The organism is Roseibium sp. LAB1 (genome assembly GCF_054658235.1).
Genome location: NZ_BAAGIB010000001.1, coordinates 1,862,080 through 1,888,524 on the forward strand (window position 1 = coordinate 1,862,080; position 26,445 = coordinate 1,888,524).

A 26,445-nucleotide genomic window follows, 5' to 3' on the forward strand; every position below is an offset into this window, starting at 1 on the left:
CAGTGGAATGCTGTCGGCGTCAGTCCGCCTTGGAGACCTGCACACGGGTGCCTGTTTCGCCGGCTTTGGCGATCGCGTGGATCACCGCTTCCAAATGAAGAGCTTCCCGGAATGAAGGGACCGCGTTGCGGCCTTCGGAAATCGCCTTCAGAAATTCATGTACCTCAATCACTTTCAGATCGTTGAAGCCGAGCTGGTGTCCGGCGGCCGGAACGAACTGGCCATACGGCGGATGGGACGGTCCGGTCAGCAGGGTCTTGAACCCCTGTTCGGCAAGCTCGCCCCGGTTCTGGTAGAGCCGGAGTTCGTTCATTCGCTCCTGATCGAAGGTGATCATGCCTTCCGTTCCATGCACCTCGAAGGCGATGTAGCTCTTGCGGCCCCAGGCGCTGCGCGAGGTCGAGACAACCCCATGGACACCGTTTTCGAAGGTCAGCAGCGCGGAGGCGATGTCTTCGTTTTCTACCGGACGGCGCTCGCTTGAGCCGTCACCCAATGGCCGCGTTTCGTGAACGGTCTTCGTTTCCGCGATCAGGCTTTCGACCGGTCCCACAAGGGCCGTTGCCAGCGAGATCAGGTGACAGCCAAGATCGCCGAGTGTGCCGAGACCGGCATCGGCCTTGGTTGCCCGCCAGGTCCAGGCGAGTTCCGGATCGGCCTGATAGTCTTCATCGACCATACCACGGAAATGCACGATCCGGCCGATAGCCCCGTCCGCAATGAGCTTGCGGGCATGGGAAATCGCCGGATTGTGCAGGTAATTGTAACCGACGATGGTCCTGGCACCCGTCTTTTCGGCAACCGCCAGCATCTGCCTGGCATCCTCCAGGCTAAGCGCCATCGGCTTTTCCAGATGCACATGCTTGCCGGCTTCAAGCGCGGCAAGCGCCATCTCCTTGTGTACCTTGTTGGGCGTGGTGATGCAGACGATATCGACCTTCGGATCCGCAATCAGATCTTTCCAGTCGCTGGTCGCCCGGGCAAAGCCGAACTGGTCGGCAAAGGCCTCAGCCTTTTCTGCAGGAACATCGCACAGAACTTCCAGGCGGGTCGCCGGCACATCGCCGAACACCGCTTTCACCGAACCATAGGCAAGCGCATGGCACTTTCCCATGAAACCGGTGCCGATCAATCCGATACCGAGACTTGTCATTGCGATAATCCTTGCGCTTGCACTGGTGAATCCCCCCATCCGAAGCGATGGACCCTTGAGCCCGCTTCAGGATGAGGCCGATTGGACCGAACATCTTGTCGCTGACCTCGTCATCCCATGGCTTGACCATGGGATCCATGCCGTTTCATCACCTTACGGACGGTGCTGGAGGCGGAATCCAGGGCATGGATTGCCGGGTCAAGCCCGGCAATGACGACGTGGCGATTTCTGTCTCTGCGTTCCGATGTCTGGAGCGCTTAAACCTCATCCATGCCGACGGCACGGCGCTCGGCAATGGACTTGAGAGCGGCCTCGGCCAGGGCAAGCGCCTTCAGGCCGTCTTCGCCGCTTGGCGACGGTGCCGTTCCGGTTTCGATGGCCGCAACAAAGGCGGTGATTTCAGCCGCATAGGCTTCCGTGTAGCGGGTCATGAAGAAGTCATGAAGCGGCGGGCGGGTGTAACCGGCCTCCGTCGCCACTTCGATGGACACCGGACGCTGGTTTTCTGCACTCACCACACCCTTGGAGCCATGCACCTCGATCCGCTGGTCGTAGCCATAGGTGGCCCGGCGGGAATTGGAGATGGAGCATTGCTTGCCGGATGCCGTCGTCAGCACCACCATGGCACTGTCGTAGTCACCCAGCTTGCCGATTTCCGGATCGACCAGAACCGAACCAGTCGCATAAACCGTTGTGACTTCTTCACCCAGCAGGAACCGGGCCATGTCGAAATCGTGGATGGTCATGTCGCGGAAGATGCCGCCGGACGATGTGATGTAGGAAGGCGGCGGCGCGCCGGGGTCGCGCGAGGTGATCTGCACCATTTCAACGTCGCCAATCCGGCCTTCGTCGATGGCGGTACGGACCGCCCGAAAATGCGGATCGAAGCGGCGGTTGAAGCCGAGCATCAGGGTTGCGCCGAGGTCTTCAACCGTCTTCAGGCAGGCCTTCACGCGGTCCAGGGACAAATCGACGGGTTTTTCACAGAAGATCGCCTTGCCGGCCCGTGCGAATTGTTCGATCAGATCCGCATGGGTGTCGGTCGGCGTGCAGATGATCACTGCATCGACGTCACCGGCAGCCGCAATCTCGTCGATCGTGCTGACCCGCGCGCCATAGGCGGCAGCAAGCGTTTCGGCAGCTTCCGGGAAGGCGTCCGCGACCGCAACAAGCGTCGCACCGGCCGCTGCGCCAACGGCCTTTGCGTGCACTTTACCGATACGTCCGGCCCCAAGCAGGGCGACATTGACGGCCATGATATTTCCTCCCGGATAATATGTGACAGAGCGGTTTGAACCAGCGCTTGCCAATTTAGAATAAAAATTCCAAAATCACTTTCGACGGAATGTGTCAAGCCGGAAAAGAAGAAGACAATGAATGACGCCTCGCCCGATCCAGACCAGGACGCCAACCTCGCTTCCGCCGAAATCCTTGCTCCACCGCAGTCCATCGACGCGTTTTTCGCTCGTCTCGGCAACACCGCGGACAGGCTGCCCAAGCGCCTGAAACAATTTGCGAATTACATTGCCGCCAATCCTGACAAGGTGGCGGTTTCCACCGTTGCGGAACTGGCCGAAGGCGCCGACGTGCAGCCCTCCGCGGTCATGCGTTTCTGCCAGGAAATGGGTTTTTCCGGCTTTTCGCAAATGCAGAAACTGTTCCGCTCCGATTATTCCCAGAAGTGGCCGGACTATGCCACCCGCCTCGCCAAATTGCGCGAGCATGGCACCGAGTCGCCCTCCGCGCTCCTGGCCGAATTTGTCGAGGTTGGCCGCGCCTCGCTGGAAAACCTGCTGACAACCGTCGACCCGTCCGCCCTGCAACAGGCGGTCGATGTGCTGGCGCGCGCCGAGACCATTCACATGATCGGCTTCAGAAGAGCCTTCCCGGTCACATCCTACCTCGCCTATGCCTTTGAAAAAATGGATGTTCCTGCCGTTCTTCATTCAGGCATCGCCAACATAAACATGGAACACCTGATCCGGCCGAACGACGCGGTTATTGCGGTGACCTTTGCGCCTTACACGGAAATGACCATCGACATGGCCACCAAGGCTCGCGCAAGCGGCGCCGATATTGTCGCCATAACGGATGTGGTCACCAGCCCGCTCGCCCGCCTCAAGGCAATCCAGCTTCTGGTCTCCGAACTCGACGTCGGAGCGTTCCGCGCATTATCGGCAAGCCTTTCCCTCGCCATTGCCCTGGCCGTTTCCGTCGGGGCGCAGAGGAACCGGATGTGAGCTTTCTGGAAAAAATCTGTTGCGCTCCGATAAAAATGGAATTTATATTCCAAATGCGGCACCGGCGATCCGGAGTCGCCACAGACTTCTGATGACGCGGGTGGGATTGTTTGAGACCCGCGGTCCACGTTCTGGGAGGAACACCATGAAGAAGACACTTATCGCGATGGCGGCCGCCGCCGTTGCCTTCACCGGCCTTGCCGCTCCGGCGTCCGCCGACGGTGAACGTTTCGTGCTGGTCAGCCACGCACCGGACAGCGACAGCTGGTGGAACACCATCAAGAACGCCATTGCCGTTGCCGGCGACCAGATGGGCGTTGAAGTGGAATACCGCAACCCGCCGACCGGTGACCTTGCCGACATGGCCCGCATCATCGAGCAGGCGGCTGCGTCCAACCCAGACGGTATCATCGCGACGATCGCCGACTACGACGTTCTCAGCGGCCCTCTGTCCAATGCGGTTGCCAAGGGCATTCCGGTCATCACCATCAACTCCGGCACGGAAGAGCAGTCCAAGAAGATCGGCGCTCTGATGCATGTCGGCCAGCCGGAATACGATGCCGGCAAAGGTGCTGGCGAAAAGGCCAAGGCGGCCGGCGTCACCAACTTCCTTTGTGTGAACCACTACATCACCAACCCGGCTTCGGTTGAACGTTGCCAGGGCTATGCCGATGCACTGGGTGTCGAACTCGGCAGCCAGATGATCGACAGCGGCCAGGACCCGGCTGAAATCAAGTCCAAGGTGATGGCATATCTGCAGGGCAACCCGGACACCAACGGCGTCCTGACACTCGGCCCGACGTCCGCACATCCGACGCTGGCCGCGCTGGAAGACATGGGCAAGTCCGGCACCATTCACTTCGGCACCTTCGACCTTTCCGGCGAAATCGCAGAAGCCATCAAGGGTGACGTGATTGCCTTTGCCATTGACCAGCAGCCTTACCTGCAGGGTTACCTGCCGGTCGTCATCCTGACGAACCTGGCTCGCTATGGCGTGGTTCCGGGCAACTCCATCAACTCCGGTCCGGGCTTCGTGACCAAGGGCAACATTGCCCTGGTGGAAAAATACGCCGGCGAATACCGCTAAGACCCAAGGACCGCCAGGCGCGGTCCGGCGGAGAGGCGGTCTGCCGCCTCTCCCTTGCAATCGACACGCTCGCGCGCCCTAAAAAGGGGAAGCGCTGAATTCCAGAACACTGTTCTGCGGCCGGGCCGCATACTGGACGCGGCCGGCCACCCCGGCACGCAGGAGGAGACCTATGGCTGAGACACAATCGGCTGCCGCCCCTCAGAAAGACGAGCGCATCCGCGAAATGTCGCCCATGCGCAAAGCCCTGATCCGCCCGGAGCTGGGCGCGATCTGCGGCACCATTCTCGTATTCATGTTCTTCCTCGGTATCGCCAGCGACAGCGGCATGTTCGCTCCGGAAGGCATCATCAACTGGGGCACAGTCTCTGCCCAGTTCGCCATCATCGCCGTCGGTGCCTGCCTCCTGATGATCGCAGGCGAGTTCGACCTCTCCGTCGGTTCGATGATCGGCTTTTCCGGCGTCATCATCGCGCTTTTCACCGTTCAGTGGGGTTTCCCCGCATGGTTCGGCATCCTGGTCGCCTTTGCCATGGCGCTGGCCATCGGCGCGCTCAACGGTTACCTGGTCATCAAGACCGGCTTGCCGTCCTTCATCGTCACGCTCGCCTTCCTGTACATCCTGCGTGGCCTGACGATCTTCATTTCCATTGCCACCACCCGCAAGACAATCATCGGCGGTGTGCGTGAGGCAGCAGAAGGCGATCCCATTGCCTGGCTCTTCGGCGGCAAGGTCTTTTCCGGTCTTTTCGTCTGGCTCGCCGATCTCGGCATCGTCGGCAAGTTCGTCGCCGGCCCGAAAGCCGGCCTGCCGGTGGTTGAAGGTATCCCGATGCTGATGATCTGGGCGGTAATCCTGATCGTGTTCGGCCACATCCTTCTCACCCGCACCCGTTTCGGCAACTGGATCTTCGCAGCCGGTGGCGATTCCCAGGCCGCTCGCTACGTCGGTGTTCCGGTGAACCGGGTCAAGATCCTGATGTTCATGTTCTCCGCCTTCTGCGCGACCATTTTCGCCACCTGCCAGGTGATGGAATTCGGTTCGGCCGCGGCTGACCGCGGCCTTCTGAAGGAATTCGAAGCCATCATTTCCGTGGTCATCGGCGGCGCGCTCCTCACCGGCGGCTATGGCTCGGTGGTCGGCGCGGCCCTTGGCGCGCTGATCTTCGGCGTCGTCCAGCAGGGTCTTTTCTTCGCCGGGGTCGAAAGCTCCCTCTTCCGGGTTTTCCTCGGCGTGATCCTGTTGCTCGCCGTGATCCTCAACACCTACATCCGCCGCATGATCACGGGGGAACGCTAAGATGTCCGACAACCTCATCGAACTCGTCGATATCGAGAAACACTTCGGCCCGGTGATCGCTCTCAATGGCGTCTCTGTCTCCGTCAAGGCCGGTGAATGCCATTGCCTTCTGGGCGACAACGGCGCAGGCAAGTCCACCTTCATCAAGACCATGTCCGGCGTCCACAAGCCGACCAAGGGCAAGATCCTGATGGAAGGCAGGGAAGTCAATTTCGACAGCCCGCGCGACGCCATGGAAGCCGGCATCGCGACCGTCTACCAGGACCTTGCGATGATCCCGCTGATGTCGGTCACTCGCAATTTCTGGATGGGCAGGGAACCCCAGAAGAGCTTTGGTCCGTTCAAGTTCTTCGACTTTTCCCAGGCCAATGAAGTCACCATGACCGAAATGGCCAAGATGGGCATCCATCTGCGCTCGCCGGAACAGGCAGTCGGCACATTGTCGGGCGGGGAACGCCAGACCGTGGCCATATCCCGAGCCGTCTTCTTCGGTGCCAAGGTGCTGATTCTGGACGAACCGACATCGGCCTTGGGCGTGCGCCAGACCTCCAACGTTCTGGCGACGATCGACAAGGTCCGCCAGAAAGGCATTGGCGTCGTCTTCATCACCCATAACGTGCGCCATGCCATGGCTGTGGGCGACAGGTTTACGGTGCTCAATCGCGGCAAGACGCTTGGCACCGCACTGCGTGGGGACATAAAAGCGGAAGAGCTTCAGGACCTGATGGCCGGTGGCCAGGAACTGGCGGAACTGGAAGGTTCCCTCGGCGGCACCATCTGACGGGCTGAATGAAAAACGGAATGTGCACGTGAAGAAACTCGATGTCATCACGATAGGCCGCTCGTCGGTCGACCTCTACGGAGCCCAGGCGGGCGGCCGTCTGGAGGACATGGCCAGCTTCAACAAGTATATCGGCGGCTCACCCACCAACATGGCCTGCGGCACGGCGCGGCTCGGCCTCAAGTCCGCGCTGATCACCCGCGTCGGTGATGAACACATGGGCCGTTTCATCCGCGAGGAACTGGAACGGCACGGTGTCGACACACACGGCGTAATCACCGACAGAGAGCGCCTGACCGCCCTCGTTCTGCTCGGCATCCGCGACCAGGAACAGTTCCCGCTGATCTTCTACCGCGAGAACTGCGCCGATATGGCCCTCAGCGAAGATGACATCGACCCCGCCTTCATCGCTTCGGCCAAGGCGGTTGTCGCCACCGGCACGCATCTCAGCCATCCGCAGACGGAAGCCGCCGTACTGAAGGCCCTGAGGCTTGCCAGGGAAAGCGGCAGCCGTACTGCGCTCGACATCGACTATCGCCCCAACCTGTGGGGCCTGTCCGGCCACGGCGACGGCGAGAACCGCTTCATCGCCTCCGACAAGGTAACGGCAAAACTGCAGTCGACCTTGCATCTCTTCGACCTGATCGTCGGCACCGAGGAGGAGTTCCACATTGCCGGAGGCACCACCGACACGGTTGAGGCGCTCCGCAACGTGCGCAAGGTCTCCGGTGCAACATTGGTCTGCAAGCGTGGACCGATGGGTGCGACCGCCTTCGAAGGAGCAATTCCCGACAGTCTCAACGAGGGCGTTTCCGGTCCCGGGTTTCCGATCGAGGTATTCAACGTCCTGGGCGCCGGAGACGGCTTCATGTCGGGCCTTCTGAAGGGGTGGATCACCGGCGAAGACTGGGTCACGGCCCTGACCTATGCCAATGCCTGCGGAGCCTTCGCGGTTTCCCGTCATGGCTGCACGCCTGCCTATCCGAGCTGGGAGGAACTTCAGTTTTTCCTGAAACGGGGCGTCAAGGACAAGGCCCTGCGCAAGGACCCGGAGCTGGAGCAGATCCACTGGTCCACCAACCGGAGCCGGCTTCACGGTGGCGACTGGTCGACCATGCGTGTCTTTGCCTTCGACCACCGCATCCAGCTGGAACAGATGGCCGATACGGCCAATGCCGGTCACGAGCGGATCGGTTCTTTCAAGAAACTCTGCCTCGACGCAGCCCTCACGGTTGCAGACGGCCAGCCGGGCTACGGCATCCTGTGTGATAGCCGGCACGGCCGCGAGGCACTTTATCGGGCCGCCGGAACCGGGCTCTGGATCGGTCATCCGGTGGAGTGGCCAACCTCCCGGCCACTGACACTGGAGCCGGAAATCGGCCCTGATTTCGGCGGCCTGGCCGAATGGCCCACGGAGCATGTGGTCAAGGTGCTGTGCTTCTATCATCCGCACGACACGGATGCGATGAAGGCCGAGCAGGAAGATGTCCTGAAACGTCTGTTTGCGGCCTGCCGCCGCAACCGGCTGGAAATGCTGCTGGAGGTCATTCCTTCCAAGGTCGGTCCGGTAGACACTGACACCACGGCGGACATCATCCGACGCTTCTATGACATCGGCATCTACCCGGACTGGTGGAAGCTGGAACCGATGACCTCGGCAGAGGCCTGGGCGAAAGCTTGTGCTGCGATATCCGACAACGACCCCTTTACCCGCGGCATCGTGGTGCTTGGCCTTGATGCACCGGAAGAAGAACTGGCCGCGAGCTTTGCCGAAGCGGCCCGGTTCCCGCTGGTCAAGGGCTTTGCGGTCGGTCGCACGATTTTCGCGGAAGCCGCCCGAAAATGGCTGGCAGGCGAATTGACAGACGAAGCTGCCGTCGCCGACATGGTGAGCCGCTTCGACCGCCTGTGCACCATCTGGGATACAGCCCGCGCAGAAGCCGGAACTGAGGCGAACGTCAACGAACCCCAAGGAATTCCCGCATGAGTACGATCCGTCTGACAGCCGCCCAGGCGATGGTCCGTTATCTTTCGGCGCAAATGAACGAGGACGGCGAGCGTTTCATCGACGGTGTCTGGGCGATCTTCGGCCACGGCAATGTCGCCGGTATTGGCGAAGCACTGGAACAGGCCGGCAACGCCTTGCCAACCTGGCGCGGCCAGAACGAACAGACCATGGCCCACACCGCCATTGCCTATGCCAAGGCGAAGAAACGGACACGGGCAATGGCCGTGACCTCCTCTATTGGCCCGGGCGCTACCAACATGGTGACCGCCGCCGCACTCGCCCATGTCAACCGCCTGCCGGTGCTGCTGATCCCTGGCGATGTCTTTGCCAATCGCGCACCGGACCCGGTGCTGCAGCAGGTCGAGGACTTTGACGACGGTACCGTCAGCGCCAACGACTGTTTCCGCCCTGTCTCACGCTATTTCGACAGGATCAGCCGGCCGGAACACCTTCTGACGGCATTGCCGCGGGCCTTCCGCGTGATGACCGATCCGGTCAACTGTGGCCCTGTCACCCTGGCCTTCTGCCAGGACACCCAGGCAGAAGCTTTCGACTATCCGGCAAGCTTCTTCGAACCGAAGGTCTGGCGCATTCGCAGACCGGAACCGGACAGCCGGGACGTTGCCGATGTCACGGCACTCATCAAGGGCGCGAAGAACCCGGTGCTCGTCTGCGGCGGCGGGGTTATCTATTCGCAGGCCGAAGAGACGCTCGGCGACTTCGCCACCCGCCACGGCATTCCCGTGATCGAAACCCAGGCCGGCAAATCGGCGCTCGCCCAGTCGCACCCGATGAACTTCGGCACTGCCGGTGTCGATGGTTCGGCCTGCGCCAACGAGATTGCGGAAACCGCCGATCTCGTCATCGGTATCGGCACCCGCTTCCAGGATTTCACCACCGGCTCCTGGGCGCTCTTCAAGGCGCCCGGGCGCAAGCTGGTGTCGATCAACACTCAAGGGTACGACGCGCTGAAGCATGGTGCTGTCGGCGTCATCGGCGATGCCAAAGTGGCCCTGGAGAAGATCTCCGCTGCGCTCGGCGCGGAGAAGAAGTCTGCGTTCAACCCGCAGTCGCGGCTCGACTGGCTGGCGAAGGTTGACGCCCATTGCAGTGCCAGAACGAATGTGCCCGAAGACTACTTGCCGCTTGATGCGGAGGTGATCGGCGCAGTTCAGCGGACCTCGACAGACAGAACAATTGCCATGTGCGCCGCCGGCACGATGCCGGGCGCCCTGAAGCTTCTGTGGCAGGCCCCGCAGGGCGGCTATCACATGGAATACGGCTATTCCTGCATGGGCTACGAGATTGCAGGTGCCATGGGCGTCAAGCTGGCTCAGCCGGAGCGGGACGTCGTCTGTTTCCTCGGCGACGGCTCCTACATGATGGCCAACTCCGAACTGGCGACCGCCGTCATGCGGCGGGTGCCGTTCACCGTGGTCCTGACCGACAATCGCGGTTACGGCTGCATCAACCGGCTTCAGATGGGCACCGGTGGCAATCAGTTCAACAACCTCTATCAAACCTGCAATGTCGAGGCCCAGCCCGACATCGACTTCGTCGCCCACGCGGCCGCCATGGGCGCACATGCGGTCAAGGCAAAGGACATTGCCGACCTGGAAGCTCAGATCCTGGCGTCAAGAGACAGGGCCATCCCGACGGTGATCGTCATCGAGACCGATCCGATGCACGGTCCGGGCGAGAATGGCGGTGGTCACTGGTGGGACGTTGCCGTGCCGGAAGTCTCCGAGCGCGCCGAGGTCAACAAGGCGCGTGAAGGCTATGTCGACGCGCTGAGGCATCAGAGCCTTGTCGATTGAGGGAGAATGCAGGACACCAGCCCAGCTTTTCCAACCAGTCACACCTCATCCTGAGGAGGACCGTCAGGTCCGTCTCGAAGGATGGGCGGCATATACCGAACAAGCGGCCCATCCTTCGAGACAGCGCTGAAGCGCTTCCTCAGGATGAGGTTCGAAAGTTACGATCAACTCCAACGCTCCGACGCGTTACAGGACAACAGCCATGATCCTTTACGGCACAAACCCGATCGCCTGGGCCAATGACGACGACCAGACCCTCGGCGCGCATATCCCGACAGAGCAAATCCTTTCGGAAGCCTCCGAAATCGGATTCGACGGTATCGAGAACGGCCACCGTTGGCCGAACGATCCGCAGGAGCTGAAACAGCTTCTCGGCAGCCATGGCCTCAAGTTCATTTCCGGCTGGTATTCGCTCAACCTGCTGGCCCAGTCGGTCGAGGCCGAAAAGAAGGCGATCCAGCCGCATCTGGACAAGCTGAAGCACAATGGCTGCAAGGTCTGCATTGCCTGCGAGACCTCCAACACTATTCAGGGCTCTCAGGTCGACATCAACACCAGCCCGGTTCTGAGCGCCGAAGAAATGAAAGCCTTCGGCGCCAGGATCGAGGAACTCGCGGCCTTCTGTGCAAGCCAGGGCATCGACCTTGTCTACCACCACCACATGGGCACTGTGGTCGAGACACCGGCGGAAATCGACGCTTTCATGGATGCCACCGGCCCGGCGACCAAGTTGCTGTTCGATGCCGGTCATTGCTATTTCGGCAGCAATGGTCAGGATCCGACACCCGTGCTGCAAAAACATGCCGGCCGGGTGAAGCACTTCCACGCCAAGAACGTGCGGTCGGCTGTGATGCAGGAAATCCGTGACGACAAGAAATCCTTCATGGATGGCGTCCGTGCCGGCGTCTTCACCGTGCCCGGCGACGAGGAAGGCGGTGTCGATTTCAAACCTCTTCTCCAGATCCTGAAGGATACCGGCTACGAAGGCTGGATTGTTATCGAGGCAGAGCAGGACCCGGAAGTCCGCAATCCGTTCCAGTATCAGAGCCTCGGCCTCAAGACCCTCAAGCAACTCGCAAAGGAAGTGGATTTGACATGAGCCATCTTCTCGTCAAACCGTCCGGCACCTCCGGCAAGGTGCACGACATCACGCCGGAAAGCGCCAGGTGGGGCTACGTCGGCTTCGGGCTGTACCATCTGGAAGCCGGACAATCGGCATCGGAAGAGACCGGCGAGAAGGAAGTCATCCTTGTGCTGGTGGAAGGCAAGGCGTCGATCTCCGCTGCCGGCGAAAGCTTTGGTGAACTGGGAGACCGGATGAGCGTGTTCGAACGCAAGAAGCCGCATTGCGTCTATGTGCCCAACGGAACCAGCTGGTCCGCGACGGCGACCACCGACTGCGTTCTGGCGGTTTGCAGCGCACCGGGCAAGGGGAATTACAAGGCGCGGGTCATTACAGACATCGGTCAGGTGGAACGCGGCAAGGGTGCCAACACCCGCTACATTCATCCGATCGCGATGGAAGAAAGCGACATTGCCGACAGCCTGCTGGTGACGGAAGTGTTCACCCCGCAAGGCAACTGGTCGTCCTATCCCCCGCACCGGCACGACGAAGACAACTTCCCGGATATGACCTACCTGGAAGAGACCTATTACCACCGCCTCAACCCGAAACAGGGCTTCGGTTTCCAGCGCGTCTTCACCGAAGACGGCGAACTGGACGAGACGATGGCGGTCGCGGATGGCGACGTGGTGCTGGTTCCCAAGGGCCACCACCCCTGCGGCGCGCCCTATGGCTATGAGATGTATTATCTCAACGTCATGGCCGGCCCCTTGCGCAAGTGGCGGTTCCAGAACCACCCGGACCACGACTGGATCGCCCTACGGGACGCAGGGTAGGTTCAAGTAGCAGGGACTGAGCAAGCGGCCCATCTTTCGAGACGGGCCTTTGGCCCTCCTCAGGGTGAGGATTGCACAGCGTGAAGGCAGTAGAAAAAGGGCGCCAACGGGCGCCCTTTTTCATTTTTCGTACCTGCGCTCTTATGCGGCGATGAGAATGTGGCTCTCCGGAAGCCGCTCAGCAAATTCGACACCGCAGCCAACTTCCGTCTGGCGCACGACCTTGCCATGCAGCACGGTGCCATCCAGAAATTTCAGCGTCATGCTCTCGCCGATTTGCAGATCGGTCATGTCCAGTATCTGGGCACCCGTGATGCTGACGTCCATCAGCTGCGCTGCGCGATTGCGGCCATCCGACAACGTAATGGCAACATCCGCGGAAATCGACTTGCGGACCGAGCGCCTGCGGTCCTCGACATCCCGGGTCACGTCGGCAAGGAAATTCTCGACATCTCGAGCCAGACTGGAGCTCGCCTCCGACACCAGATCGGAGGCAGTGCTGACGGATCCGGCTTCCGTGGAAGTCTGTTCCACCGCTCCGGAAACGGAAGACATGCTGTTGGCGGCGTTGCCGGTGCTGTCGCTGGCCGCGCGAGCGGAACGTGCGATTTCCTGGTTTGCTGCCCGCTGTTCCTCGATTGCCCCGGCAACGGAACTTGTCAGGTTCCTGATGTCGGACACCTTCTCGGCGATGTGCTCGATAGCACCTGCAGCATCGCGAACCGAGGACTGGATGCCTGAAATCCGGCCCGAAATTTCGTCCGTGGCCTTTGATGTCTGCTCCGCAAGTTGCTTCACTTCCGATGCAACGACCGCGAAACCGCGACCGGCTTCGCCCGCGCGGGCCGCCTCGATGGTGGCGTTCAGTGCCAGAAGGTTGGTCTGCTCCGCGATATCGCGAATGAGATTGACCACGCTGCCGATATGTTCGGCAGCTTCGGAAAGCGTCTGAACATTCCGGTTGGTCTGTTCAGCGGCCTCCACGGTTTCCATAACGATGCGGGTGGTGGCTTCGGTCTGGTTTGCGATTTCCTGAACGGTCGCCGTCATTTCTTCCGTTGCGGCGGCAACCGCGGCAACATTTTCAGAAGCGTTGATGGAGGCATGTCCAGCCTGATCGGATTCCGACTTCGCGTTGGTCGCCAGATCTTCCAACGTCGTGGCGGCTCCCCGCATCCGTTCCATCTGATCGGAAACAGTTGCAAGACGGTCGGTCATGATCGACTTGAACTCCTTTATCACGCCTTCGAGGAAGGCTTGACGCTGGCGTTCCTTGTCACGCTCGTTGCGGGCCTGATCTTCGAGATGGCGTCGCTGAATGGCGTTGTCCTTGAAGATGGCAACCGCCTTGAACATGTCGCCGATCTCATCGCCACGTTCGGCTCCATCCGTCTCGACGTGCGTGTCCCCCCCGGCAAGCCGGTTCATTGCGTCAACCACCTTGCCGATGGGTTTCGTGATCGTGCGTGCTGCAAAGAAACCGACGGCAGCAATAACAGCAAGTAGAGCAAAACCCGCGAGCACCATGCGATTGCGCATCGCGACCACAGGTGCCGAGGCTTCCGCGTAGGATTGCATCGCAAGGATCGCGAAGGTCTTGCCCCCGAATTCGAACTTCTCCGCACCGATATCCATGAGTTCGTCTTGATAATAGGAGTTGTATCCGAAGGCCGTTCCCTCCGAAAACGCCTTGTCGACAATCGGTCCGCTCAATTCCGTGACCAGAATGTCGTTCTGATCCGCTGTAACAGGCGTATCGTTGCGCATCAGCCGATCTTCACCGATAAGCGCAAGCTCACCCGTTTTGCCAAGCCCGAGATTGTGGCTCATAAGCTCGTTGATCTTGTCGATCGGCATCTGAAAGGCGAGCACACCAACCGTCTCGCCCTTGTCGATGACAGGATGAGCCATGAAGCTGGCGGGTGCATCAAAACTGGGCTTGTAGGCAGCAAAATCCTCGAAGGAGACTGCGCGCTGATCCGTCACCACCATCGCCTTGCGATAGACTTCACCAAGATCCGTATCAGCCCACTTCCCACCACCAGACTTGAAGTTGGTGGCGTAGTCCAGTTCCTTGAAGACCGAGTAGACAAGATTTCCTTCCTTATCGAACAGGAAGACGTCGTAGTAGCCCTGATCCTGCTGCAAACTGCGGAACCAGGCATGGTATTTGGCGTGAACGTCGTCATAACCGGAGCCGGTATCGGCCCGGTCGAGTTTGTATTTTTCGCCGGTCGGGTGTGGATTGTCCGTGATGTAGGCTTTCTGCAGACTCGGGCCCGGATCGACACCGGACTCTTTCCAAACACTCCAGGCGCTTGCAAATTCCCGAACCGCCGCGATGGTGCCCGGGCTCCTGGAAGTCAGGACCAGTTCCCGCTCGATCGCCTGCAGATAATCAAGCATTTCCTGCTTACCTGTTTCTGCAGCAGCAGTCAGCCGCGCCTTGGTGAGCTGGTTCACGCTCTCCGCAGATGTGAAATAGCTTTCAACACCGATACCAATGCCAACCACAGCCGCAGCACCTACAACAAGTGCCGGAATTTTTTTCGACAGACGCATTTCCGAGAACATTTGTCCCCCCTCAGACGGCCAATCAGCCAACGACCAAAATCCGACGCAGCGTAAGGCGGAAGGAACGAATGAAAGCTTAACTTCACCTCATGAAGTTATTAATTTGACAATAATACGCGAAGAATTCGAAAAGCGTTTCAAATCATACTGTCAATAATCACAATATTCTCGGCAAGAGATTGCGAATCAATTCTTGGGGAAATTACCTTTCCCTACGTCTGCTGGCCGAAAACCTCAGCCAGCAGTAAGGCCTGGCACCAATGCTCCTCGGTGCTGGATCACGTTTCCGGCGAGGCTTGCACCCGCATCGACACTTGCCGGGATGTCACTTCCTGAAAGATATGTCGCCAGAAACGCCGCGTTGAAACTGTCTCCCGCAGCCGTCGTGTCGATGATGTTCGAAACTGGCGCCGGCTGGAAAGCCTGCCGGGAGCCCGCATCCGCACAGATCACTTCTTCAGGGCCGTTCTTGACCACCACCATGCCAGCCCCGGCAGCCAGATAACGGTCGGCGCTGATGTCAGGTGTCGCATCGCCGAAATGCGCCAGCTCGTCCTCGAAGGAGGGCATCAGAAAATCGCAGCAACCGGCAGCTTCCGTCACGCTCGCCCGCATCGTGTCCGCATCCTCCCAAAGGCGCGGGCGCAGGTTCGGATCGAACGCTGTTTTGGCACCGGCTTTTCGCGCTGTTCTGAGCGCTTCCAGAAATGCAGTCCGGTCGTCCGGAGGAAGTATGGCAAGAGTGATACCGCTGAAATAGATCAGCCCCGCCCCTTCAAGCGCAGATGCCAGATGCCCCCTGTCTGCGGCCAGGCAACGGGCCGCAGACTGTGAGCGCCAGTAGGCGAAGCTGCGTTCGCCGTCCTTTAACTGGATCATGTAGAGACCGACAGTCCGGTCGTCCCGCTTCTGGATGGCAGCCGTCTCCAGGTCTGATTCTTTCAGGAAAGAAAGCATCTGCTCTGACACCTGATCGCGGCCGACGGCAGTGTAGTAGCCGACCGTCCAGTCCGCCGGAAGGCACTTGCGCGCATACCAGGCGGTGTTAAGCGTATCCCCGGCAAATCCCATGGCATAAGTGCCATCGCCCGTTGGCGCCATCTCAACCATACATTCGCCAATGGCCAGGAATTTGGATGACACGGTGAGGCTCCTCGGGGCTCGGGGATCAGAAAAACTAAAGGCGAAAACCCCGCAGAAAACCGGGATTTAAATCCATTAGCATAAAAGCCCCTGCCTTAAAAAGTGGCACAAAGGTCTATGCGCCTTGCCAAAGCGGTTTGGCCATCCGGGCAATTGTCATCCACCGCCGGTTTCCGCCATTTCAAAAAATAATTTTATTTGATGCCGGCGCGCATAAAGCTCTGGACGAACTGTCTCTGGAAGAGAAGGAAAGCGATCAGCAGCGGCCCGGAGGTCATCAATGTCGCGGCATTGATGACCGACCATTCCACCCCGCTGTCGATGGCCGAGAAAATGCTGAGACCGACGGTAACCGGGCGGGTGTCCACCGAGTTGGTCACGATCAGCGGCCACAGGAAATTGTTCCAGTGGTGACTGACGGAAACGAGGCCATAGGCAAGATAGGTCGGCTTTGCGAGCGGAATATAGACCCGCCACAACACGCCCAGAACCGAAGCACCCTCGATGCGCGCTGCCTCGTCCAGTTCCTTCGGGATGGTCATGAAAGTTTGCCGCAGCAGGAAGATGCCAAAGCCGGACGCGATGTAGGGCAGCGCGATTGCGGGGATGGTATCCACCAGATTGAGCAGCCGCATGGTCTGATAGTTCTCCACCATCAGGATGTCCGGCATCACCAGAAGCTGCAGCAAGACAAGGGTGAAGAGGATATTGCGCCCTGGAAACTGAAACCGGGCAAAGGCAAAGGCGGCCAGCGTACCAAGGATAAACTGCCCGGCAAGGATCATCGACACCAGCAGGAAGGTGTTGAGGAAATAGCGGGCGAAGGGCGCTGCGTCCCAGGCCTTGGCGAAATTGTCGAGCGTCAACGGGGCAAGAAGCTCGAACCGTGCCTCATAGGCGGCCGGATGAAACGCAGTCCAGACCGCATAGGCCAGCGGCAGCACCCACACGAGCGCCAATGCCCAGGCGGCAATGGTATTGAGGATCCTGTCGAAGGAAATACCGGTGCCGGTCATTTGTAATGCACCTTGCGGTCGAAGAAGAAGAACTGGCCGATGGCGAGCAGCGACAGGAGTACCAGCAAGGCGACCGTCAACGTCGCGCCATAGGCGGTTTCCCAGAAGCGGAAGGCGACCTCATAGATGTAGAACAGCAGCAGCGCCGACGCGTTGTCCGGCCCGCCGTCCGTCAGAATGAAGATATGATCGACCAGGCGGAAGGAATTGATGACCGCGTTGACGCAGACGAACAGGGTCGTCGGCATCAAGAGCGGAAAGGTGATCCGCCAGAAGATCGTCCAGCGCCCGGCGCCCTCGATCTGCGCGGCCTCCTTCAGTGCGACCGGGATCGCCTGCAGAGCCGCCAGATAGAAGATCATGAAGAACCCTGCTTCCTTCCAGACGGTCACCACGATGATGGCGTTGAGCGCAGTGTCCGGATTGCCGAGATAGTTGCTGGCTGGCCAGCCGAACAGGGCACCGGTGATCTGGTCGACCAGCCCGAACCCGGGCGTATAGAAAAACAGCCAGATATTGGCGACGGCGATCAGCGGTAGAACGGTCGGCGTGAAATAGGCCATGCGGACGAAGCTTCGGCCTGCCAGCCTGTCATTGACCCAGAGCGCCATGACGATAGCCAGCCCGACCGATGCCGGGATGGTGCCGAAGGCGAACCAGACATTGTTCCACAGCACCTTCCAGAAGACGGGATCGTCCAGCATGCGCTCATAATTGGAGAGGCCGATGAACTTTGCCGGGCGGCGTCCTCGCGGCGTTGAAAAGAAGCTGTTCAGAAAGGTCGTGACCGCGGGGATATGGGTAAAGGCAAACAGAAACACCATTGCCGGCAACAACAGCAGCCAGCCGTGTATCCAGTCGCGTTTCAAGGCAAAGCCCCGCTTCATGGTCTCGCGTCCGATAGAGAGAGGCCGGCCTGAAGCCCTTTGCTGGCAGGACGGCGAAAGGTCAGGGAAACGAGGTGGAACGCCGGAATGGGACCCGGCGCTCCGCCTCGAGAGGTTTTAGCGGTATTCAGACAGGATCTCGTCGGCCTGGGCCTGAGCTTCCTTCAGCGCCGTTTCGGCATCCTTCTGGCCGGTGATGGCAGCCGCCAGAGCATCGTTGAAGATGCCGGTCACGCGCTGGTTCTGGTAGGTCGCTAGCTCGGCCTTGGCGAATTCCAGCTGGTCGCGGGCAACCAGAACAGCCGGGAAATCGGCTGCATAGGCCTTCATCGTGTCGGTTTCCCAGGTTTCGGCGCGCGGTGCGACGTAACCGGTTGCGATGGTCCACTTGGCGGACTGTTCCGGAGCCGTGATCCACTGCACGAACTTGACGGCAGCCTTGTTCTGTTCGTCGGAAGCCCCCTTGAACAGGTAGAAATTGCCGCCGCCGGTCGGTGCGCCGCGCTGTGCCTTTTGCGGCAACATGGCAACGCCGAACTTGAACGGAGCGTTGTCGCGCACGTTGGTGAGGTTACCGGTGGAGGTCCACATCATGGCCGTCTGACCTTCGAAGAAGGCTTTCGGCGTTGCGCCCCACTCGATGATGCCCGGGGCCATGACTTCATGTTTGGTGCTGAGGTCGACCAGATACTGCAGGGCTTCAACCACTTTCGGATCATCGAAGCTGGTCTTGTTGCCATCGGCATTGGCCAGGATCGCGCCGTTTTCGATTGCAAGACCCTGGAACAGCCAGTACGGGAAACCGGAAGACGGAATGCGCACGCCCCACTGGGTGACGTTGCCGGTGGCGTCCTTCCTGGTCAGCTTCTTGCCGAATTCGACCATTTCATCCCAGCTTGCGGGTGCGACTTCCGGGTCGAGACCGGCTGCCTCGAAGGCTTCCTTGTTCCAGTAGAGCACCGGCGTGGAGCGCTGGAACGGAATACCGTAGGTCTTGCCGCCGGTCTGGCTGTTTTCCATGAATGCCGGATAAAAACCCTCGACCCACTTCTTGTCTTCGTCGCTGGTCAGATAGTTGTCGAAAGGCTGGATCAGGTCTTCATCGATCAGGGTGAACATGTCGGCGGACAGGATCACTGAAAGCTGGGGCGGGTTGCCGCCACGCGAAGCGGTGATCGCCTTGGCGACGGTGTCCTGATAGGAACCTGCATAGACTGCGTCGATGGTCACATCCGGATTCTGCGCAACATAGGCGTCGGTCAGTTCCTGGATGGTTTCAGCCGCCTTGCCGCCAACAGCGACCGGAAAATAGAATTGCAAATCGACAGCCTGAGCGGACGCCCAGGTGCTGAAGGTAAACGCCGTTGCCGCAACGGCTTTCAGGAAAGTGGACTTCAACATCAGTTTACTTCCTAAGGTTTGAAAATCCGCAGGTCTGCGGTCGGTCTACGCGGGCGCGCGCAGCAGGTCAGGAGCGCAACAAGGCTCCGAACTCGGAAATGAGATCGTCCCGGCGGCGGCCGGTGTCTGCGTCGAAAACATGAAGGGCGTCCGGCGAGAAGCCGAGCTGAACGGATTGACCGGGCGTGAAGGCCCGGTTGGCCGGAAGGCGCACCTGGAAGCCGGTACCTTCAACGTCGCAATCGGCCAGCACATCGGCCCCGAGATATTCAACGGCACGAACACAGGCATTGACCGGACCGCCGTTCTCCAGATGCATGGCCTCCGGACGCAGGCCGAGCTTGAAGTCCGGCGCAGTGCACAGCTTCCTGAAGGCGTTGGCCGGAAAGAGGTTCATCGGCGGCGTCCCGATGAAGCGGGCGGCAAAAGGCGTGGCCGGTTTTTCGTAAAGGTCCCGAGGGCTGGCCACCTGCTCCAGCCGGCCGCCATTCAGCAGCACCACCTGATCGGCCATGGTGATGGCCTCGACCTGATCATGCGTGACATAGACCATGGTGAAACCGAGCTGCTGTTGCAGCGCGCGGATCTCCACCCGCATTTCGTGGCGCAGTTTGGCGTCGAGATTGGACAGGGGCTCATCCATCAGGCAGATCGGCTTTTCGCCGATGATTGCCCTCCCGAGGGCAACACGCTGCTGCTGGCCGCCGGAAAGCTGGCCCGGCTTGCGGTCCAGCAACTGGCCGAGCCCCAGAAGATCGGCAACCCGTGCAAGACGGCGGTCCCGCTCGGTCCTGCCGACCCGGCGGACCTTCAGGCCGAAAATGATGTTCTCGCCGACGCTCAGATGGGGAAACAGCGCGTAGGACTGGAACACCATGGACAGGTCGCGTTTGGCCGACGGACGGCCGGTTACATCCTCTCCGCCGATCAGGATGCGGCCACCGCTGACATTCTCAAGACCTGCGATCATGCGCAGCGTCGTCGACTTGCCGCAGCCGGACGGTCCGAGCAGCGCCGTGAACGAGCCAGCCGGAATGTCGATCGACAGCGTATCGACGGCAACGGTCTCACCCCAGATGCGTGACACCTGTTCAAGGACGATCGGCTTGCCGGCGCTTTGTGTCTGCGAACCTGAAGTTTGCGGAGCTGATGTCACGCCTCATCCCCGTCTTCGGCCACGAACACTTCCGTATTCGTGCCTTCCAGAGCTGCCAGGAAGACATCCGGCACCGGGCAATCGGTGAAGATCGCATCGACGTCACTGAGTTGCCCGCCGCGCACATGGGCATTTCGGCCGAACTTGCTGTGATCGAGAACCAGGTAGGACTTGCGGCAATTGGCAAGTATCGACTGGCGTGCTGCCACTTCATCTTCATGAAAGTCCAGAAGCGTGCCGTCTTCATCGACACCGGCGACGCCGAAAATGCCGATATCCACCTTGTAGTTGGAAAAGAATGCCTGGGCCGCGGACCCGAGCACGTCACGGTCGCCGTGGCGCAGCCGCCCGCCGGTTATTGTCACCTGAAACGACGGATTGACCGACGCGGTGAAGGCAACGTTCAGATTGTTTGTGAAGACCGCCAGCTTTTCATGCCCGACGAGGGCCTGCATCACGATCTCCGGCGTGGTACCGATGGAAAACGCGACAGACTGGTTGTTGCCGACATGACCGGCGACCAGGTTCGCGATCAATTGCTTTTCCGGAAGATTGAGAATCTGCCTCGTGGAATAGTGGATGTTGGAGGCCGGCGCGGGAGGCTCGACGCCGCCATGTGTCCGGCGCAGGATCCCCAGTTCGCAAAGACCGTTGACGTCCCGGCGGATTGTCTGCGTGGTCACCTCGAACCGGTCAGCCAATTCCTCGACGGACGCAAACCCCGCCTTCTGTACCAGATCCGCAATCTCGGCCTGACGCCTTGAAATATCTATTTGCCCAAGCATGTTCTTCTGATCCGCCATCGTCCCCTCTCCTCCTGCTGCTGCGGGAGGCCAGTTGCATCAAAGGCATCATGTTGACTCGAAAAAGTCTGACTTCGAAGCCCGATAAAACATTTTCATATGAACCTTATTCGACGCTCATATGAAAATGATGTGACAATAGGGGATTGCGGGCAGCCCTGGAACACAAGGCAGATCAGCATCCTCAGATTTCAGGACTTTCTTTTTCCATCTGTGATTGTCTGATCATTTCCACGGGGCAGGCAGTCCGGTTACCCGGTTAAGGACTAAACATGCGTTCCGGCGGCAGGACAGAGCTGGACAAAAAATAAGACGGCTCAGGAAAAGGAGAGTTCCTCTCGACGCTCCAAACCATGTAATAAAATTACAAATCTGTTTCGTCATCTAACTGTCAATCAAATGTCATGCAGCGTTTTTAAGTAGCACCCGGGATGCACCCTCACCTCCGGGAGATATCATGAAAACGATCGTTTGCACTTCGCTGGCACTGGCCCTGACCGGTTCCGTTGCCCTCGCTCAGGACGCCGTACCGCAGGCTTCCAGCCAGTGGTTCAAGGATGGTGAAGCTGCCATCCAGGCCATTTTGGACCGTCAGCCGAACACCAACCGCGCCAAGAACGTTATCCTGCTGATCGCGGACGGCAACGGCGTCGGCACCAATTACGCCACCCGCCTGTTCGACGGCCAGCAGAAGGGCATGCTGGGCGAGGAAAACGTTCTCCCCTATGAGACCCCGGACTTCTACAGCGCCCTGGTCAAGACCTACAACATCAACGCCCAGACACCGGACTCCGCACCGACCGCCGGCTCAATGAACACCGGCGTGAAGCAGCGCTTCAACCTGATCAACCTTGGCGAAGAAGCAATCCATGACGATTGCTCCACGGTTGAAGGCAACCAGCTGGCGCTGTTCTCCGAGCTGATGACCGAAGCCGGCAAGTCCGTCGGCGTGGTGTCCACCGCCCGCCTCACCCATGCGACACCGGCGGCCGTTTACGCCAAGACTGCGAACCGCAACTGGGAAGACGCCGTGCCGGAAGGCTGCACCGCGCAGAAAGACATCGCGACCCAGCTGATCGACGCCATGGAAGCCGGTACCGTCGACTTCGCAATGGGCGGCGGTGGCCGTTACTTCCTGCCGAAGGACAAGGAAATGGGCGGGCTTAAGGGCCGCCGCGAAGACAATGTCGACCTGGTTGAGCGTGCCACCGGGCTGGGCGCACAGTTCGCTTCCGACACGACTGGCTTCCAGTCGCTGAAGCTTGACGGCTCCAGCCCCGTGCTGGCTCTGTTCAACAACAGCCACATGGAATATGAAGCCGACCGCGCCGACGATGACGAGCCCTCCCTGGCCGACATGACCAAGGCTGCCATCGAGTATCTGTCCAAGAATGAAGGTGGCTACTACCTGGAAATCGAAGCCGGCCGCGTCGACCACGCCAACCACGCCGGCAATGCAGCCCGCGCCATGCGCGACGGGGTCGCCTTCGCGGAAGCCGTTGCCATGGCTGACGAACTGACGAATGACGAAGACACGCTCATCATCGTCACCGCCGACCACGAACATGCCATCGCCTTCAACGGCTATTGCGGCCGCGGTTCGGCCATCCTCGGTCTGTGCTACGACGTCGCCCAGACAGGCATCAAGCATTCCGACAAGGTCCTGACTGCGGACGATGGCAAGCCCTACACCGTGATCGGCTACCTCAACGGCACCGGTTCGGTTCTGAAGAAGGGCGAAGGCGAGAACGACTACACTGGCTCGCGCCCCGACCTGGACCAGGAAACCGCTACCGATCTGGACTATGTCCAGCAGGCCCTGATCCCGAAATCCTCCGAAAGCCATTCGGGTGAAGATGTTGCTGTCTACGCCAAGGGTCCGTGGGCACATCTGGTCGATGGCACCATCGAGCAGAACGTGATCTTCCACGTCATGAACCACGCCGTAAACGCCCGGTAAGCCATTCGGCAGGGTTTCGCGCCGGGGCAACCGGCCAATGATCTGAAGGGCCTGCCATTCGGCAGGCCTTTCGCCCGTTTGTCACATCCGCCCGATACACGAGAATAACGAAATGGACAGAACCGAGGACGTCATGAACCGCAGACAGCTTATCGTCGGGCTCGGACTCGCTCCATTTGCCGGTCATCTGCTGACGGACGCAGCTGGTGCGGCGGACGCCCCCCTCAAGTTGCGAACGCTCTACAACAAGGACCGGAGCTTTTCCGACCTCGCTCATTCACTGAAAGGCTCCAGAGTGTCGGTCGGCGGCTATATGGCACCGCCCCTGAAAGCCGACAGCCAGTTCTTCGTGCTTACCAGGATTCCGATGGCAGTTTGCCCGTTCTGTGAAACAGAAGCCGAATGGCCGCGGGACATTCTCGCCATTTACACAAAGCGCAATGTCGATGTGGTCGCCTTCAACAGCAAGATCGTGACCAGAGGTGTTCTGGAACTGGGTCCCTACAAGGATCCCGAGACCGGGTTCCTCAGCCGGGCAAGGCTGATCGATGCCGTGTATGAACGAGCCTGATACCGTCTCATGAGCCTTTCTCTTCATGTCGACGATCTCCGCGTTGTGGCCACCAATGGCCGGGTCCTGCTGACCTGCGACCGGTTTCAAGCCGCGCCGGGAGAAACCATCGGCCTGCGCGGTCCTTCAGGCGCTGGAAAATCTACCTTTCTCTACGCCCTTGCCGGTCTACATCCGGTCATGACGGGACATATCCGTTGGGGAGAAACCGATCTGGTTCCAATGAATGATGCCACCCGCGCCGGGTTCCGTCGCAACCATGTCGGTCTGATCTTCCAGGACTTTCTGCTTTTTGAGGAACTGAGCGCGCTTGGCAATGCATCGCTTGCGACGGCTTTCAACCCGGCTGCGAAGCGCCGGTCGATTACCGGCACGGCACAACAGTTTCTGAAGAGCCTCGGGGTTCCGGCGGAAGCCCGTACCGTGGACAGTTTTTCCGGCGGCGAGCGTCAGCGCACTGCGATTGCCCGCGCTCTGGCACACGATCCAGCCATCATTCTGGCGGACGAACCGACCGCGAGCCTCGACCGCAAGACAGCCGATGGCCTGGTTGACGACCTGATTGGCCAGACACGCGCTCAGAACAAGACCTTGATTGCCGTCAGCCACGACCTGCATCTGCTGGACCGGATGGACCGGGTCATAGACATTTCCGACGGGCGCCTGAAAACGGAGGCTTCCGGTGGCTGACTTTCTCGCAGACCGCTGGCAGGACCTTTCTCCCCTCGCCCAGGACATGCTGTGGCTGGCGGCACTTCTTCTGCCTGCCGTGATCACCGGCGTGATCGTGACCTGGAGGTTCCGGCCGCAGGCTCTGGTCAGGGCGCTTCTCTGGCGCTTCCGCTGGACAAACCTGACCTTCATTGCCCTGATCGCCATATCCATCGGCATCGGCGTCGGCCTGATTGCCCAGGAACGCGGCCTTCGACAAGGCACCGCGCGGGCCGCGGAAAAATTCGATCTGATCGTCGCAGCCCCCGGCAGTGAAATCACGATGATGTTCGCTGCTGTCTATCTGCAACCAAGCGACGTACCGCTTCTGGGCGGTGACATCTACAACGAGATTGCCACCCATGACGACGTCGACCTTGCCGCCCCGATTGCCTTCGGCGACAGCTACCTGTCGTCACCTATTGTCGGCACCACGCCGCAGTTCGTCACGCATCTGGCAGGAAACCTTGCCGAAGGCAGGCTCTTTGCCGGCAGCGGGGAAGCGGTTGCCGGTTCGCGTGTCAACCTGAAGCTTGGCGAAACCTTCGAACCCGCCCACGGGATGGGCGACAGCGCGGAAGAAGATGCCCACGCTGGCCATGTCCTGACCGTCGTCGGCAGAATGTCACCAACCGGCAGCCCCTGGGACAGAGCCGTTCTTGTTCCCGTCGAAACCGTCTGGGAAGTGCACGGCCTTGCCAATGGCCACAGTCCAGAGCGGAATACCCGGATCGGCCCGCCTTTCGACGCGGAGTATTTCCCGGGAACACCGGCGATACTCGTTCATGCCAACGAGCTCTGGGCGAATTACGCCCTGCGGTCCGAGTTCACCCGTGACGACACCATGGCGTTCTTCCCCGGCGCGGTGCTTGCGCAACTTCACGCGCTCATGGGGGACATTCGCCAGATCATGTCGGTGATGGCGGTGCTGACCCAGGTGCTGGTGACCGCCGGTGTCCTGACGGGGCTGATAGCCCTTGCCCGGCTGTTCGCCAGACGGCTGGCGCTCCTGCGGGCTCTTGGGGCACCAGGACGGTTCGTCTTTGCCGTGGTCTGGTCCTATGCCGCCACCCTGATTATCCTGGGCTCGGCTGCTGGGCTTGGCGTCGGCTGGATCGCGGTCGATGTCATCTCCTCAATCGTCACTACCCGAACGGACATTCTGGTGACGGCAACGCTCGACTGGCCCGAATTTCACCTGATCGCCGCCTTCGTCAGCCTGACGATGCTGCTCGCTCTTTTGCCGGCCTTCATGGCAATGTCACGTAATATCATTACAGATTTGCGCGCCTGACCTGAAGCCCGAAGGATTCCCTCACATGCGTGCCCTTGCCGTTCTGTTGCCGCTGCTGTTCTGCCTGTCTCACCCTGCCTGGGCGTCCGGCACACATACCGCTTCCGAAGCAAGCCATGGCAACACCGAAACGCACCGGACGCATGAGGAAGCCGAGCACAATCACGAGGAAGATGAAGACAGCCACGAAGGCAGGTCGGAAGGTGTGCGAGCCCTTCACGCCTGGATCCGCGAGACATCCGGCACTTCCGCGCTGCTCTTCGTCAACATCGAGAACATGTCCGAACGGCAGGTAAAACTGATCGGCGGACACACCGGCGTTGCGTCACAGACACAGCTGGTCGGCTTTGCCCTGAAAGATGGTGAACCCGGCTACGACGCCCTGCCGCCCGTTCCGATCCAGCCGGGCAAGACACTGGCCCTTGCTCCGAACGCTCTGGCCCTGCGCCTCGGTGGCCTTACACGATCTTTCCGCAAAGGTGAGGAATTCGAAATCGAGATCGAATTCGACTTCGGCCATATCGAGATGCATGTACAGGTCGAATCCATGAACGCAACCCGGCACAGCCACGCCGGGCATCAGCACTAGATCTGCCGGGATTTGAGGCAGGGACAAATTGAGGCTGCTCCCACGCTTAACCCCT

The 26,445-nt window shown here is 60.0% G+C and carries 22 protein-coding genes; 13 read left to right on the forward strand and 9 right to left on the reverse strand.

Going from position 1 to position 26,445, the window contains the following annotated elements:
- Positions 1–19 precede the first annotated feature (19 nt).
- Both ACYQ54_RS08750 and iolG read right to left on the reverse strand, forming a co-directional pair.
- On the reverse strand, positions 20–1,153 hold the full coding sequence (locus tag ACYQ54_RS08750; protein WP_460081179.1) for a Gfo/Idh/MocA family protein: 1,134 nt from the start codon (positions 1,151–1,153) through the stop codon (positions 20–22).
- A 257-nt stretch (positions 1,154–1,410) separates the two neighbouring features.
- Positions 1,411–2,409, reverse strand: a complete 999-nt coding sequence (iolG, locus tag ACYQ54_RS08755) for an inositol 2-dehydrogenase (protein ID WP_460081181.1) — start codon at positions 2,407–2,409, stop codon at positions 1,411–1,413.
- Between the two features lie 117 nt (positions 2,410–2,526).
- Here iolG and ACYQ54_RS08760 point away from each other — a divergent pair, with 117 nt between their 5' ends.
- From ACYQ54_RS08760 to iolB, 8 genes are all read left to right on the forward strand, one after another.
- Entirely contained in the window at positions 2,527–3,393 is an 867-nt protein-coding gene (locus ACYQ54_RS08760; protein WP_460081182.1) for a MurR/RpiR family transcriptional regulator, read from the forward strand.
- Positions 3,394–3,538: 145 nt separating this feature from the next.
- Entirely contained in the window at positions 3,539–4,480 is a 942-nt protein-coding gene (locus ACYQ54_RS08765) for a sugar ABC transporter substrate-binding protein (RefSeq protein WP_460081184.1), read from the forward strand.
- A gap of 172 nt (positions 4,481–4,652) precedes the next feature.
- Positions 4,653–5,780, forward strand: a complete 1,128-nt coding sequence (locus ACYQ54_RS08770; protein WP_460081185.1) for an ABC transporter permease — start codon at positions 4,653–4,655, stop codon at positions 5,778–5,780.
- Position 5,781: 1 nt separating this feature from the next.
- Positions 5,782–6,561: an ATP-binding cassette domain-containing protein gene (locus ACYQ54_RS08775; protein WP_460081187.1), complete on the forward strand. Its 780-nt coding sequence runs from the start codon at positions 5,782–5,784 to the stop codon at positions 6,559–6,561.
- 28 nt (positions 6,562–6,589) lie between these two features.
- Positions 6,590–8,548 (forward strand): bifunctional 5-dehydro-2-deoxygluconokinase/5-dehydro-2-deoxyphosphogluconate aldolase, encoded by a 1,959-nt coding sequence (locus ACYQ54_RS08780; RefSeq protein ID WP_460081188.1) that lies wholly within the window; start codon positions 6,590–6,592, stop codon positions 8,546–8,548.
- Entirely contained in the window at positions 8,545–10,386 is a 1,842-nt protein-coding gene (gene iolD / locus ACYQ54_RS08785; RefSeq protein WP_460081189.1) for a 3D-(3,5/4)-trihydroxycyclohexane-1,2-dione acylhydrolase (decyclizing), read from the forward strand. The genes ACYQ54_RS08780 and iolD overlap by 4 nt, the downstream gene beginning before the upstream one ends.
- Before the next feature lie 202 nt (positions 10,387–10,588).
- Positions 10,589–11,485, forward strand: a complete 897-nt coding sequence (gene iolE, locus ACYQ54_RS08790) for a myo-inosose-2 dehydratase (RefSeq protein WP_460081191.1) — start codon at positions 10,589–10,591, stop codon at positions 11,483–11,485.
- A complete protein-coding gene (gene iolB, locus ACYQ54_RS08795) occupies positions 11,482–12,285 on the forward strand; it encodes a 5-deoxy-glucuronate isomerase (protein WP_460081192.1) in 804 nt (267 codons plus the stop codon). Before iolE ends, iolB begins: the two co-directional genes overlap by 4 nt.
- A 141-nt stretch (positions 12,286–12,426) precedes the next feature.
- On the opposite strand, the gene ACYQ54_RS08800 is transcribed toward iolB, so the two are convergent.
- The 7 genes from ACYQ54_RS08800 to ACYQ54_RS08830 all read right to left on the reverse strand — a co-directional run bounded on the left by ACYQ54_RS08800 (position 12,427) and on the right by ACYQ54_RS08830 (position 21,265).
- A complete protein-coding gene (locus tag ACYQ54_RS08800; RefSeq protein ID WP_460081193.1) occupies positions 12,427–14,859 on the reverse strand; it encodes a methyl-accepting chemotaxis protein in 2,433 nt (810 codons plus the stop codon).
- 234 nt (positions 14,860–15,093) lie between these two features.
- The gene (locus tag ACYQ54_RS08805; protein ID WP_460081196.1) at positions 15,094–16,002 is read right to left on the reverse strand and encodes a sugar kinase; all 909 of its coding nucleotides are present in this window, start codon (positions 16,000–16,002) and stop codon (positions 15,094–15,096) included.
- A 194-nt stretch (positions 16,003–16,196) separates the two neighbouring features.
- Positions 16,197–17,018 (reverse strand): carbohydrate ABC transporter permease, encoded by an 822-nt coding sequence (locus tag ACYQ54_RS08810; RefSeq protein WP_460081197.1) that lies wholly within the window; start codon positions 17,016–17,018, stop codon positions 16,197–16,199.
- A complete protein-coding gene (locus tag ACYQ54_RS08815; RefSeq protein WP_460081198.1) occupies positions 17,015–17,905 on the reverse strand; it encodes a carbohydrate ABC transporter permease in 891 nt (296 codons plus the stop codon). The genes ACYQ54_RS08810 and ACYQ54_RS08815 overlap by 4 nt, the downstream gene beginning before the upstream one ends.
- 117 nt (positions 17,906–18,022) lie before the next feature.
- Positions 18,023–19,306, reverse strand: coding sequence for an ABC transporter substrate-binding protein (locus ACYQ54_RS08820; protein WP_460081200.1), 1,284 nt, complete (start codon positions 19,304–19,306; stop codon positions 18,023–18,025).
- Between the two features lie 67 nt (positions 19,307–19,373).
- On the reverse strand, positions 19,374–20,462 hold the full coding sequence (locus ACYQ54_RS08825) for an ABC transporter ATP-binding protein (RefSeq protein WP_460081201.1): 1,089 nt from the start codon (positions 20,460–20,462) through the stop codon (positions 19,374–19,376).
- Positions 20,459–21,265, reverse strand: coding sequence for a DeoR/GlpR family DNA-binding transcription regulator (locus ACYQ54_RS08830; RefSeq protein ID WP_460081202.1), 807 nt, complete (start codon positions 21,263–21,265; stop codon positions 20,459–20,461). Before ACYQ54_RS08830 ends, ACYQ54_RS08825 begins: the two co-directional genes overlap by 4 nt.
- 457 nt (positions 21,266–21,722) lie before the next feature.
- On the opposite strand from ACYQ54_RS08830, the gene ACYQ54_RS08835 reads away from it, so the two are divergent.
- The 5 genes from ACYQ54_RS08835 to ACYQ54_RS08855 all read left to right on the forward strand — a co-directional run bounded on the left by ACYQ54_RS08835 (position 21,723) and on the right by ACYQ54_RS08855 (position 26,390).
- On the forward strand, positions 21,723–23,225 hold the full coding sequence (locus tag ACYQ54_RS08835; RefSeq protein WP_460081204.1) for an alkaline phosphatase: 1,503 nt from the start codon (positions 21,723–21,725) through the stop codon (positions 23,223–23,225).
- Between the two features lie 112 nt (positions 23,226–23,337).
- Entirely contained in the window at positions 23,338–23,796 is a 459-nt protein-coding gene (locus ACYQ54_RS08840) for a hypothetical protein (RefSeq protein WP_460081206.1), read from the forward strand.
- 9 nt (positions 23,797–23,805) lie between these two features.
- Complete coding sequence (locus ACYQ54_RS08845; protein ID WP_460081208.1) at positions 23,806–24,486, forward strand: ABC transporter ATP-binding protein; 681 nt, start codon at positions 23,806–23,808, stop codon at positions 24,484–24,486.
- Entirely contained in the window at positions 24,479–25,801 is a 1,323-nt protein-coding gene (locus tag ACYQ54_RS08850; RefSeq protein WP_460081209.1) for an ABC transporter permease, read from the forward strand. Before ACYQ54_RS08845 ends, ACYQ54_RS08850 begins: the two co-directional genes overlap by 8 nt.
- A 25-nt stretch (positions 25,802–25,826) precedes the next feature.
- Positions 25,827–26,390 (forward strand): copper chaperone PCu(A)C, encoded by a 564-nt coding sequence (locus ACYQ54_RS08855; protein WP_460081210.1) that lies wholly within the window; start codon positions 25,827–25,829, stop codon positions 26,388–26,390.
- Positions 26,391–26,445 lie beyond the last annotated feature (55 nt).

Bases quoted from the DNA above. Each gene is read 5' to 3' on its own strand.
- ACYQ54_RS08750 (WP_460081179.1), bottom strand. From the start codon at position 1,153: ATGACAAGTCTCGGTATCGGATTGATCGGCACCGGTTTCATGGGAAAG.
- iolG (WP_460081181.1), bottom strand. From the start codon at position 2,409: ATGGCCGTCAATGTCGCCCTGCTTGGGGCCGGACGTATCGGTAAAGTG.
- ACYQ54_RS08760 (WP_460081182.1), top strand. From the start codon at position 2,527: ATGAATGACGCCTCGCCCGATCCAGACCAGGACGCCAACCTCGCTTCC.
- ACYQ54_RS08765 (WP_460081184.1), top strand. From the start codon at position 3,539: ATGAAGAAGACACTTATCGCGATGGCGGCCGCCGCCGTTGCCTTCACC.
- ACYQ54_RS08770 (WP_460081185.1), top strand. From the start codon at position 4,653: ATGGCTGAGACACAATCGGCTGCCGCCCCTCAGAAAGACGAGCGCATC.
- ACYQ54_RS08775 (WP_460081187.1), top strand. From the start codon at position 5,782: ATGTCCGACAACCTCATCGAACTCGTCGATATCGAGAAACACTTCGGC.
- iolD (WP_460081189.1), top strand. From the start codon at position 8,545: ATGAGTACGATCCGTCTGACAGCCGCCCAGGCGATGGTCCGTTATCTT.
- iolE (WP_460081191.1), top strand. From the start codon at position 10,589: ATGATCCTTTACGGCACAAACCCGATCGCCTGGGCCAATGACGACGAC.
- iolB (WP_460081192.1), top strand. From the start codon at position 11,482: ATGAGCCATCTTCTCGTCAAACCGTCCGGCACCTCCGGCAAGGTGCAC.
- ACYQ54_RS08800 (WP_460081193.1), bottom strand. From the start codon at position 14,859: ATGTTCTCGGAAATGCGTCTGTCGAAAAAAATTCCGGCACTTGTTGTA.
- ACYQ54_RS08810 (WP_460081197.1), bottom strand. From the start codon at position 17,018: ATGACCGGCACCGGTATTTCCTTCGACAGGATCCTCAATACCATTGCC.
- ACYQ54_RS08815 (WP_460081198.1), bottom strand. From the start codon at position 17,905: ATGAAGCGGGGCTTTGCCTTGAAACGCGACTGGATACACGGCTGGCTG.
- ACYQ54_RS08820 (WP_460081200.1), bottom strand. From the start codon at position 19,306: ATGTTGAAGTCCACTTTCCTGAAAGCCGTTGCGGCAACGGCGTTTACC.
- ACYQ54_RS08830 (WP_460081202.1), bottom strand. From the start codon at position 21,265: ATGGCGGATCAGAAGAACATGCTTGGGCAAATAGATATTTCAAGGCGT.
- ACYQ54_RS08835 (WP_460081204.1), top strand. From the start codon at position 21,723: ATGAAAACGATCGTTTGCACTTCGCTGGCACTGGCCCTGACCGGTTCC.
- ACYQ54_RS08840 (WP_460081206.1), top strand. From the start codon at position 23,338: ATGGACAGAACCGAGGACGTCATGAACCGCAGACAGCTTATCGTCGGG.
- ACYQ54_RS08845 (WP_460081208.1), top strand. From the start codon at position 23,806: ATGAGCCTTTCTCTTCATGTCGACGATCTCCGCGTTGTGGCCACCAAT.
- ACYQ54_RS08855 (WP_460081210.1), top strand. From the start codon at position 25,827: ATGCGTGCCCTTGCCGTTCTGTTGCCGCTGCTGTTCTGCCTGTCTCAC.